General features: G+C 60.1%; 3 protein-coding genes and 2 rRNA genes. All 5 read right to left on the reverse strand.

Annotation, left to right across the window (positions count from 1 at the left end; all coding sequences use genetic code 11):
- Positions 1 to 30: 30 nt before the first annotated feature.
- Complete coding sequence (gene recD / locus C6382_RS07105; RefSeq protein WP_107023805.1) at positions 31 to 2,112, reverse strand: exodeoxyribonuclease V subunit alpha; 2,082 nt, start codon at positions 2,110 to 2,112, stop codon at positions 31 to 33.
- Entirely contained in the window at positions 2,109 to 5,789 is a 3,681-nt protein-coding gene (gene recB, locus C6382_RS07110) for an exodeoxyribonuclease V subunit beta (RefSeq protein WP_107023806.1), read from the reverse strand. Before recB ends, recD begins: the two co-directional genes overlap by 4 nt.
- A complete protein-coding gene (gene recC / locus C6382_RS07115) occupies positions 5,786 to 9,265 on the reverse strand; it encodes an exodeoxyribonuclease V subunit gamma (RefSeq protein ID WP_107023807.1) in 3,480 nt (1,159 codons plus the stop codon). Before recC ends, recB begins: the two co-directional genes overlap by 4 nt.
- Before the next feature lie 143 nt (positions 9,266 to 9,408).
- A 5S ribosomal RNA gene (gene rrf, locus C6382_RS07120) occupies positions 9,409 to 9,524 on the reverse strand.
- A gap of 130 nt (positions 9,525 to 9,654) precedes the next feature.
- A 23S ribosomal RNA gene (locus C6382_RS07125) occupies positions 9,655 to 12,009 on the reverse strand; the annotation flags it as partial.

Consider the following 12,009-nt stretch of genomic DNA (forward strand, 5'->3'; position numbering starts at 1 on the left):
CCCATCCGGTAAAAGGCCGAATCGCCGTGTTCATACCTGCTCCAGCATCAACCCGGAAATACGTTTGACCTTGCGCCGCACCGCATCTTCGAACACCCCCTGGCGCGGCTCGATCAAAGTGAAACAGCTTTTCGCCCGGGTGATACCGGTGTAGATCAACTCCTTGGTCAACACCGGGTTCAGGGCATCCGGCAGCACCAGGGCAGTGTGGGTGAACTCCGAGCCTTGGGACTTGTGCACAGTCATGGCATACACAGTTTCCACCTCGCTGAGGCGGCTGGGCAATACAAAGCGCACGCCGCCACGGCCATCGTTACGGGCGAAGGCTACCCGCAACACCTGCTGGCCGGGTTGCTGCTCATCAGGCAGACGCAAGGCAATGCCGATGTCACCGTTCATCAGGCCCAAGCCGTAGTCGTTGCGGGTCATCAGTACCGGTCGGCCCTCATACCAGGGCTGCTCAACATCGATCAGGCCGGCAGCACCCAGCACCCGGCCAACCCGTTGGTTCAGCCCTTCGACGCCCCACGGGCCTTTGCGCACGGCGCAGAGTAGCTGGAAGGTTTCAAAGCCGTGCAACACGGCCATAGCCCAGGCTTCCCAGCGCGGGTCATCAGCCGCTGTGGTCAGTGATGGACGTTGCCGGCCAATAATCTGCAAATAGCTGCGATAGCCCTGGGGGCCGTCGTTGCCGCGACCAAGGCCATCGAGCAGCAGACGGTCGAGGGCGCGATCCTGCTCACCGCGCAGGGTCAGGCCAAACACGTCATCCTGCGTCTGCTGCAATAAGGCCCGTGCCTGTTCGGCATCCTGCAGGTTGACCAGGCGCGCCAGCCGGCCGATTCCGCTGGTTTCACCGAAGCGTCGGGAAAAGCGCAACATCACCACTTGCTGGGCCAGTGGATACTGCTCGGCACTGCCCGCTTGCAGTTCACTGCCAGCCAGCGTCTCACCGCTGACCTGCTCCAGCCAGCCCTGGGTCTGGTCGCTGTAGCGGCCAGCCTCGGCATCCCGGCACAGGTCACCGAGCACGGCGCCGGCTTCCACCGAGGCTAGCTGGTCCTTGTCCCCCAGCAACACCAGACGGGCATGAGGCGGTAGCGCAGCCAGCAAATTGGCCATCATCTCCAGGTCAATCATCGAGGCTTCATCGACCACCAGCACATCCAGAGGCAAGTGATTACCCGCATGGTGACGAAAATGCCGCGAGCCCGGACGGCTGCCGAGCAAACGGTGCACCGTCGAGACATCAGTTGGAATGTTTTCCCGGACCTGGGCTGCGACTGCCAAGCGCTCAACCTGTTGACCAATGGATTCGGTCAGGCGCGCGGCCGCCTTGCCGGTGGGCGCCGCCAGGCGAATGCGCAGGGGACGTCCTGCCTCTACGGCAGGCGCCTGGAGCAAGGCCAGCAAGCGCACCACCGTGGTGGTCTTACCGGTGCCTGGGCCGCCGGTAATGATGCTGAAAGCGCCACGGGTGGCCAGGGCGCAGGCCAGCTTTTGCCAGTCCACCTGTCCCGGCTGGCTGCCACCGTCGAACAATTGCGCCAAGCGCGCCGCCAGGTCGGCCGGGGTCGGTTCGACTTGCTCCAGACGTTGACGCAAGGCACTGTCGATCTGCCGTTCATAGGCCCAGTAGCGGCGCAAATACAAACGCTGAGCGCTGAGCACCAAAGGCCGCGAAGCCTCTTCGACGCACGCAGCATTGGCGACCAGGCGACTGCTGGCCAGGCGCTGCAACCAGGTACTCAGGGTCAGTTGTTCAAGTAGCTGCGACGGTAGCAGCAAGGGACCTGCCAGGGCATCGCCCTCCGGTGGCAGGGACAGGGCAAAATCCGGTTCAGCCAGGGTCTCGCCCAGATCCAGACAGACATGCCCATGGCCCAGCTGGTGGCTGGCCAGGGCCGCTGCCAGCAACACCAGCGGGTCGCCTCCCGGATCACGCTCTTCGAGAAATCCAACAAAGGCCCGGTCCAGTGCGCGCAGCCAGCCACGTTCGACCCAACGATCGAGCAACGCCAGCAGGTCAGCACTATCACTCAATGGCTCAAGTGCTGCCAGATGCTCGGCATCCAGTGGCGTCGGCAGCAGGTCGTCTAGGGTACGGCTCATGGTGCATCTCCCAGGAACAGGTCATGTTGCTGCGGCGTACTGACGCCACGAAACAGCGCATCAAGGCGCTCGATCAGCTCCCGTGGCGGCTTGACGAAATACACCCCGCCAGAAGCCGAATACACACCACGCAGAAAGATGAACACGGCGCCGCCCACATGCCGGTCGTAGTCGTAATCCGGCAGCCGCACGCGTAGCTGGCGATGCATGGCCAGCAGGTAGAGCACGTATTGCAAATCATAGCGGTGGCTGAGGATTGCCGATTCCATAGCCAGTTCGCTGTAGGCCAGATCATCAGGTCCGAGCCAGTTGGATTTGTAGTCGGCCACGTAGTAGCGCCCATCATGTTCAAAGGCAAGGTCGATAAAGCCCTTGAACATGCCGTTGAGCTGAGCCGGCTGGGCGGCAATCCGCGTAGCGCCTTGATGGGTGTGCTCACACACCAGGCGGTCAAGCTGGCCGACATCGACCTTGTGGCTGGCAAACCAGAATTCCATTTCGATCTGATACTGACTCAGCTGATTCAAGGCCAGGGGCGGACTGTCCGGTGCCAGGGCCATGGGTTGCACCAGTAATTGTTGCAGCCAGTGGCCAAGGGTGTTGATCCAGCCGGTCCAGTCACGGCGGTTGCAGCGCTGACCAACCGTGCGCTTGAGCGCTTCGTTGTTCGCCGTCACTTGGGCAAAGCCTTCAAGCCCCGCCCATTCGAGCAGACCATGGAGGAAAGTCCCGGGGTTCGGGCCACGCGGGAAGCGATGGATATCGCCGCTGTCGGGCATCACTTCACGCAACTGTTGCGGGTCGGGACGCTCGTCATCGAGCAGTTGCTGGGCTTGCGAACTGTCTGCCGCCAGGGTCAGCGACTCCTCGCCAATGCGCAGCGCACTGTAGGAGGCGATCCACCAGTTCTCGGCCGCACGGCGCTTGGGCTGGCGCGCTGGCAACAGTTCGGCCTGGTTCGCTGGGGCGCTATAGCCTTGTTCGTTAGCCTCAGGCATGGCGTTGCTGGCAATGGCATGGCAACCGGCCTGCAATGCCAGCAGCCAGTCGCTCAACTGGCTGCTGGCCGCCAAAGGGGCACCACCGCCGAGCAGGTAGCCCAGCGCCGAACGGTGCAGCAACGAGGTCTTGCCGGTGCCACGCTTGAGGTCGGCAACCCCCAGCCAGCAAGCGTGCTGGGCGCGGGTCAGGGCGACATAGAGCAGGCGCAGGTCTTCAGCCAGACGCTCATCGTCGGCCAAGGCGATCTGCTCGGCATCCGGGGTCAGGGTCAGGTGCGCCTGCCCATCGCTGTCGTGCCAGGCCAAGGGCAGGCGCTGACCGTCCACCGGTTTGCTGGTGCAGATGAATGGCAGGAACACCAGCGGGTATTCCAGGCCCTTGGACTTGTGGATGGTCACTACCTTAACCAGTTGCTCATCACTTTCCAGGCGCAGGATCTGCTCTTCGCCAGCCTGACCAGTGCTGGCCAGATGCTCGCCCAGGTGGCGGATCAGTGCCTGCTCGCCATCGAGTTCGGTGGCCGCCTGCTGCAGCAACTCGGCAAGGTGCAACAGGTTGGTCAGCACCCGCTCACCGTCGCTGCGAGCCATCAACACTTGAGGCAAGTCAAAGTCGTGCAGTAAGCGGCGTAACATCGGTAATACACCCTGACTGCGCCAGATCAGCCGGTACTGGCGGAACTGCATGACCCAGCGTTCCCACACCCTCTCGTTCTGGTTCAACTGCTCCAGCGCCGACAGCGGCAGGTTCAGGGTGATGCTGGCCAGTGCCGCCTTGAGCAGACGCTCGGCGTCCGGCTCGGCACAGGCCTTGAGCCAGGCCAGCAGGTCCTGGGCTTCCTGGGCGGCGAACACCGAGTCCTTGTCTGAGAGGTACACACTGCGGACATCGCGGGCCGCCAGTTCGGCGCGAATCAACTGCGCTTCACGGCCATCGCGTACCAGGATGGCGATGTCCGAAGGCAGGCAGCCACGCAGCGACTGATCGGCCTGAAGAAAGCCGCTACGGCCTTGTTGCCCGCCATTGAGCAGCGCGACAATCTGACTGGCACAACTGGTGGCCAGCTGCTGACGGTAGACCGCCGTAGAGACCGGTTCGTCGCTGTGCAACTGCCACAGATTCAGGGCGGCAAACACCTGTCCGTCGACCTGAAACTGCTCACTACGGCCTTTAGCCTTGACCTCGACAAAGGGCACCGGGTTGTCATCACCCTCGCGAAACAGGAAGGCCCCACGTCCCTGCTCACGCAGTTCGGCCTGCATGAACACATGATTGACCGCGCTGACCATGGCTTGGCTGGAGCGGTAGTTGGTGTCCAGGCTGTGCAGGCGTCCGGCAGTGGCGCGACGGGCACCCAGGTAGGTGAAGATATCGGCACCGCGGAACGCATAGATCGCCTGCTTGGGGTCACCGATCATGAACAGGCCGGTGTCCTGAACATTCTCTTCAATGCGGTAGATGCGCTGAAAGATTCGGTACTGGACCGGGTCGGTGTCCTGGAACTCATCGATCAAGGCGACCGGGAACTGCTCACGGATCAGGCCTGCCAGACGCTCGCCGGCATCGCCGTGCAGGGCGTGATCGAGGCGCAGGAGCATGTCGTCAAAGCCCATTTGCGCACGACGGCGTTTTTCCTGTTCAAAGCGTGCGCCCACCCAGGCGGCGGCGTGTTCCAACAGCCGGGCATCGGGCGTCGGCAAGGCTTTCAGTTGATCCTGCAGACCTTCCATCACCTGCAGTGCCGGGTGGCTCGGCGGCTCGCCTTTCCAGGCTTCAGCCATGCCTGCACGGGTCAGGCGGGTGAAACCGGTACCCAGATCCAGCTCCAGCGCCAGCTCATCTGTAGCCCAGGTGGCCAGTTTCTCGCACCAGGGCTCGAAGTAACGGGCCTGCATCTTGCGACCGTCCACTTGCTTGGCGGCCAGGCCGTCACGGCAGATTTGCAGCAGTTCGCCCGACCACTGGGCCCAGGGCGCCTTGATCGCGCGCAACTGCTCGGCGCGCTGTTGCAACACTGCGTCGATCAACGCCTGCGGCTCTTCTGCGCTGTTGTCGATACGCTGCCGCCCAAACAGGGCGCGCACCCGAGGCAGCAGCGCATCAGGACTGACCCAATGACTACGCACCCAGGCCAGGGCATCGCCTTGCATGCTGTAGCAAAAGCGCCGCCAGTAATCGCGCATGACCTGGCCGAGCAACTCGCTGTGATCGGTTTCCAGTGTCTGTGTAAACAGGCTGCCGCTGTCGAAGGCGTGCTCGCGCAACATGCGCTGACACCAGCTGTGAATAGTCGAGACTGCCGCCTCGTCCATCCATTGCGCAGCCACGTCCAGACGATTGGCGCACGCTGGCCACAGGTCTTGTTGATAGTCGTCGCGCAGCAGCTGCAGTAACGGATCAGCATCATCCATCTCGCCACGGAAGAAGCGTGCCGCTTCAGCCAGACGAGTACGAATGCGCTCGCGCAACTCCTTGGTGGCGGCATCGGTGAAGGTCACCACCAACACCTGAGGTGGCAGCAGTTCGCGGCCGAAGCCCTGCTCGCCGCCATGACCAAGCACCAGGCGCAGGTACAGGGCGGAGATGGTAAAAGTCTTGCCGGTGCCGGCACTGGCTTCGATCAACTGACTGCCGTGCAGCGGAAAGCTCAGTGCCAGGGGTGCGCTGCGACTCATTGGGCGTCCTCCTCATTGCCCAAGGTCTGCCAGGGCGCATCGAACATCGGGCGGTACAAGGCTTCACACCAGCCCTCGAACTCTTCGCTGGCCTTCAACGCCGCGAAATCGCTGAACTGTCGTGCCAGCGCGGTGCTTTCGCTACGTTCGCCAAAACTGTTCAGGCCATCACCTTCATAGGACTTGGCCGCAGCAGCCAACGCTTTATCGGGGTCGCTCTGGGCCAGCCAAGCGAACGCAGTCTTGGTCGCTACAGGCAGTGGTGCACTCATGCCTGCCTGACGGGCCAGGAGCAGGTCACCGAGCATGTCGGCGGCACGCGCTTGCTCGATCGGAGCCAGCAACAGCGTGATATCCGTGGCCACCACAGCACTGTGCAACGGCAGGCCGACGGCACAGGCGGCCAGATGCATGACCCAGGTCGAAATCAGCCGATGCCACTTCAGCGAGCGGCCGCTGCTGATGCCATTGGGCAAGGTGGTAATGCTCAGCAGGGACTGATCGTCACGCTGATAGACCCGGCCAAGCCAGCCTTCAAGTTTGAGCTGGCGGTACTCGAAGCGAATCGGTAACGCACTGTCCAGAGCCTTGGGCCACTGGCGCAGCAACTGTTGATGGCGCTGCAACAAATCCGGCAACGGTTCGATCAACTCAGCCTGCAGGCATTGACCGAACCCCGCCAATGGCAGCATGCCGCTACCCTGCAGGCGACGCGCCTGAGTGCCAAGCGCCTGGTTGGCGCCATCCGGATTTGCCAAGGCCGCAGCCAATAGGCTTTCGCTAAGGCTGTAGCGCTGCAAGGCGTCAAGTACGAAGGGTTCTTCATCGGCCAGCGGCGCTTGCACCGCCTCGAAGAACACTTTCAGGCGCTGGCTGAAGAAGTGCCGCACCGGATGGCGGAGGAAATCCTGCAACAAGGTCAGGCTCAAGGCTTCATCGCTGCTGTAAGGCGGCAGGTCACCCTCGGCCTTGGGTTGTTCCTCGGCCGGTAGGTGCAGCGTTCGCCACTCGCGTGCATAACTGAACAGACTACTGCCCTTGTGGAAGTAGCGGGCACTGAAGGGCTGCAGCGGGTGTTCCACGGTCAGGGCATGCAGCAACTGTTCGCCACCATCAAGCTTATCGTGCGCCTTGGCAGCAGCTAGCCTCCAACCGCCGGCGAGATGATCGCGTAACTGCCCGATCAATACCGAGGCCGGACGTTCGCTGTTGTCACGAATGCTGTGGCCGACCCAACTGACATACAACTGGTCGCGCGCCGACAGCAATGCTTCAAGCAACAGGTAACGGTCATCCTCGCGGCGCGAGCGGTCACCCGGGCGATAGTCACTGCCCATCAAGTCGAAGTCCAGCGGTGGTTGTGCGCGCGGATAATCGCCATCGTTCATACCCAGCAGGCAGACCACCTTGAACGGGATCGCGCGCATGGGCATCAGGGTGCAAAAATTCACCGAACCGGCGAGGAACCGTTGCGACAGACGCCCCTGGTCGAGTCCGGCCAGCCAGGCTTCGCGGACCACGGTCAGTGGTAGCAGGTCTTCGAGCGCGACCGACTCACAGGTTTGCAACCAGGTCTCACGCAAGGTCTGCAGTTGTACCAGCAGGTAGTCGTCGTGCTCGGTTTCGGCCAGGAAGAACACCTGCAGCAACGCATGCAGGCGCTCGCCCCATTGCGCGGCAGTCGCGGCTTTGGACAACTGTTGATAGGCGATTTCCAGAGCGTCGAGCAAGGCCACCAGCGGACCAATCAATGCGGCGTCCAAACCACCGATTTCGTCGAACGGCTCGATCCCGTCGCAACTTTCGCCGACACCCACGGCATAGCCAAGCAGCATGCGCCGCAGACCGAATCGCCAGCTGTTCTGTTCCAGGTCCGCCGGCAAGCCCAAGCTCGCTCGCTGTTCAGCGTTCAGGCCCCAGCGGATACCGGCTCCCTCGATCCAGCGGTGCAGGGTCGGCAGGTCGCTTTCTTTGATGGCAAACCGTGCACGCAAAGCCGGCACGTCGAGCAGGTCGAGAATCTCGCTGACCGCAAAGCGGCTATCCGGCAATTTCAGCAGATGCTCCAGGGCAATCAGTAGCGGATCACGGCCACGCTGGCCCTGGTCGGTCAGGGTAAAGGGAATGAAGCGTGGATCATCGCGGCCCAATTGACCGAACACCGCACGTATATGCGGGGCGTAGGTGTTGATATCCGGCAGCATGACAATCACATCACGCGGACGCAGGTGCGGATCGGCACTGAAACGGGCGAGCAACTGGTCGTGAAGTATCTCCACTTCGCGCTGCGGACTGTGGGCGACATGGAAGCGTACCGAGCGATCCTTGGCTGGGTCGACTGCAGGCCACAATTCGCGGGTCTCAGCCAGCGGACGCAGTTCGAGAATGTCGTCCTGCAGTTGATTGAGCAGGGTTTGCGGCTGACTTTCGCTGAACAGGTCGATGCGCCCGTCAGTGAATGCGGCACGGTAACTGCCGGGATCATCGTAACTGTCGAGCAGGTTGATGTAGTCACGGCCCTGCTTGCCCCAGGCAGCCAGCAGCGGGTGTGCGTGCTGATGCAGGGATTGTGCGTCGATCAGGCTGGGCATGCCCTGCTTGCGTTGCTGGCGCTTGTACTGGTGGCGCAGCAGGTCCTTGTCGGCAACGATATCCGCCCAGTGGTGCCGACAGGGGTTGTGCACACAGAGCAGTACCTGGCTGAAACGGGCCAGGCCGGCCAAGGCTTCAAGCGCCTGGGCAGGCAACGAGGAAATACCGAAGACGATCACCCGGGAAGGGAGCCCGGCGGGTGCTTGCTCAAGGCTGTTGATCCGCTCGATAAAACGCTGGTGCACCCCGGCACGACTCTGGGCCATGCCTTCCTCGCCGACATCCAGCAACAGCGCGCGCCACAATTCGGCTTGCCAGCAGTTGGCGGGGGGCAACGGCTTGGCGTCGCCGCGGGCAGTGTTCAGCACATGCCGTCCGGCAGCCCAGTCCTTGAGCCAGTCGGCACGATAGACCTGGTATTGGTCAAACAGGTCGGCCAGACGCTCGGCCAGTTGGTAGCGCTTGCGCAGGTCGCTGTCGTCGGTGAGAAAGCGCTGCAGGGGCTCGAAGTGGGGCTTGTCGATGACTTCAGGGAGCAGACGCATCAGGCGCCAGGTCAGCGGGGCCTTGTCGAGCAGGGAGACTTCCGGGATCTCATCGCGGCCCAGCACACGTCGGTACAGCTGCCACATGAAGCTGCCAGGCAGTTGCACTTCGATCGCTGCAGCAATGCCACAGCCGCCCTGGTCATCGTCTTCAGGGTCTTCGGCCAGGGCCAGTTTGAGCCACTGGGCAATACCGTTGCTTTGCACCAGGACAATTTCATTTTCCAAGGGTGCCAGGGGATGTAGACGCATCCAGCTCACTACCAGGCTGCGCAGTTCATCCAGACGATTGCCGTGGACCACCATGAATCCCGGAAGGAGTGGGTTTGCGTGCGGCATTGGACATCCTTGAGGCTGTGCGGGCAGGGGGAAACCATATCATGGGCTTGGCCCTCGATGAGGGCAGAACTGGTAGCAAAAATTACCGCCCGGAAAAGACAAAACCCCTACCTGCATATGCAGATAGGGGTTTCGGAATTTAATCTTGACGATGACCTACTCTCACATGGGGAAACCCCACACTACCATCGGCGATGCATCGTTTCACTGCTGAGTTCGGGATGGGATCAGGTGGTTCCAATGCTCTATGGTCGTCAAGAAATTCTGTTGCCAGAACGTCTTGTTAGACACTCCAGCGAATCGGGTATGTGACAATTTGTGGTTTACGAACTTTCGGTTCATTTCGTCTTCACCACCACAATCTGCGCTGCAGATTGCTTGGGTGTTATATGGTCAAGCCTCACGGGCAATTAGTATTGGTTAGCTCAACGCCTCACAGCGCTTACACACCCAACCTATCAACGTCGTAGTCTTCGACGGCCCTTCAGGGAGCTCAAGGCTCCAGTGAGATCTCATCTTGAGGCAAGTTTCCCGCTTAGATGCTTTCAGCGGTTATCTCTCCCGAACATAGCTACCCGGCAATGCCACTGGCGTGACAACCGGAACACCAGAGGTTCGTCCACTCCGGTCCTCTCGTACTAGGAGCAGCCCCTCTCAAATCTCAAACGTCCACGGCAGATAGGGACCGAACTGTCTCACGACGTTCTAAACCCAGCTCGCGTACCACTTTAAATGGCGAACAGCCATACCCTTGGGACCGGCTTCAGCCCCAGGATGTGATGAGCCGACATCGAGGTGCCAAACACCGCCGTCGATATGAACTCTTGGGCGGTATCAGCCTGTTATCCCCGGAGTACCTTTTATCCGTTGAGCGATGGCCCTTCCATACAGAACCACCGGATCACTAAGACCTACTTTCGTACCTGCTCGACGTGTCTGTCTCGCAGTCAAGCGCGCTTTTGCCTTTATACTCTACGACCGATTTCCGACCGGTCTGAGCGCACCTTCGTACTCCTCCGTTACTCTTTAGGAGGAGACCGCCCCAGTCAAACTACCCACCATACACTGTCCTCGATCCGGATAACGGACCTGAGTTAGAACCTCAAAGTTGCCAGGGTGGTATTTCAAGGATGGCTCCACGCGAACTGGCGTCCACGCTTCAAAGCCTCCCACCTATCCTACACAAGCAAATTCAAAGTCCAGTGCAAAGCTATAGTAAAGGTTCACGGGGTCTTTCCGTCTAGCCGCGGATACACTGCATCTTCACAGCGATTTCAATTTCACTGAGTCTCGGGTGGAGACAGCGCCGCCATCGTTACGCCATTCGTGCAGGTCGGAACTTACCCGACAAGGAATTTCGCTACCTTAGGACCGTTATAGTTACGGCCGCCGTTTACCGGGGCTTCGATCAAGAGCTTCGCGTTAGCTAACCCCATCAATTAACCTTCCGGCACCGGGCAGGCGTCACACCCTATACGTCCACTTTCGTGTTTGCAGAGTGCTGTGTTTTTAATAAACAGTCGCAGCGGCCTGGTATCTTCGACCGGCATGAGCTTACGGAGCAAGTCCTTCACCCTCACCGGCGCACCTTCTCCCGAAGTTACGGTGCCATTTTGCCTAGTTCCTTCACCCGAGTTCTCTCAAGCGCCTTGGTATTCTCTACCCAACCACCTGTGTCGGTTTGGGGTACGGTTCCTGGTTATCTGAAGCTTAGAAGCTTTTCTTGGAAGCATGGCATCAACCACTTCGTCGCCTAAAGGCAACTCGTCATCAGCTCTCGGCCTTAAGATCCCGGATTTACCTAAGATCTCAGCCTACCACCTTAAACTTGGACAACCAACGCCAAGCTGGCCTAGCCTTCTCCGTCCCTCCATCGCAATAACCAGAAGTACAGGAATATTAACCTGTTTTCCATCGACTACGCTTTTCAGCCTCGCCTTAGGGACCGACTAACCCTGCGTCGATTAACGTTGCGCAGGAAACCTTGGTCTTTCGGCGTGGGAGTTTTTCACTCCCATTGTCGTTACTCATGTCAGCATTCGCACTTCTGATACCTCCAGCAAGCTTCTCAACTCACCTTCACAGGCTTACAGAACGCTCCTCTACCGCGTCACCTAAGTGACACCCGTAGCTTCGGTGCATGGTTTGAGCCCCGTTACATCTTCCGCGCAGGCCGACTCGACTAGTGAGCTATTACGCTTTCTTTAAAGGGTGGCTGCTTCTAAGCCAACCTCCTAGCTGTCTAAGCCTTCCCACATCGTTTCCCACTTAACCATGACTTTGGGACCTTAGCTGACGGTCTGGGTTGTTTCCCTTTTCACGACGGACGTTAGCACCCGCCGTGTGTCTCCCATGCTCGGCACTTGTAGGTATTCGGAGTTTGCATCGGTTTGGTAAGTCGGGATGACCCCCTAGCCGAAACAGTGCTCTACCCCCTACAGTGATACATGAGGCGCTACCTAAATAGCTTTCGAGGAGAACCAGCTATCTCCGAGCTTGATTAGCCTTTCACTCCGATCCACAGGTCATCCGCTAACTTTTCAACGGTAGTCGGTTCGGTCCTCCAGTCAGTGTTACCTAACCTTCAACCTGCCCATGGATAGATCGCCCGGTTTCGGGTCTATACCCAGCGACTAAACGCGCTATTAACACTCGCTTTCGCTACGCCTCCCCTATTCGGTTAAGCTCGCCACTGAATATAAGTCGCTGACCCATTATACAAAAGGTACGCAGTCACCTAACAA

It is taken from the genome of Pseudomonas sp. BBP2017, assembly GCF_003024385.1.
GTDB lineage: Bacteria > Pseudomonadota > Gammaproteobacteria > Pseudomonadales > Pseudomonadaceae > Aquipseudomonas.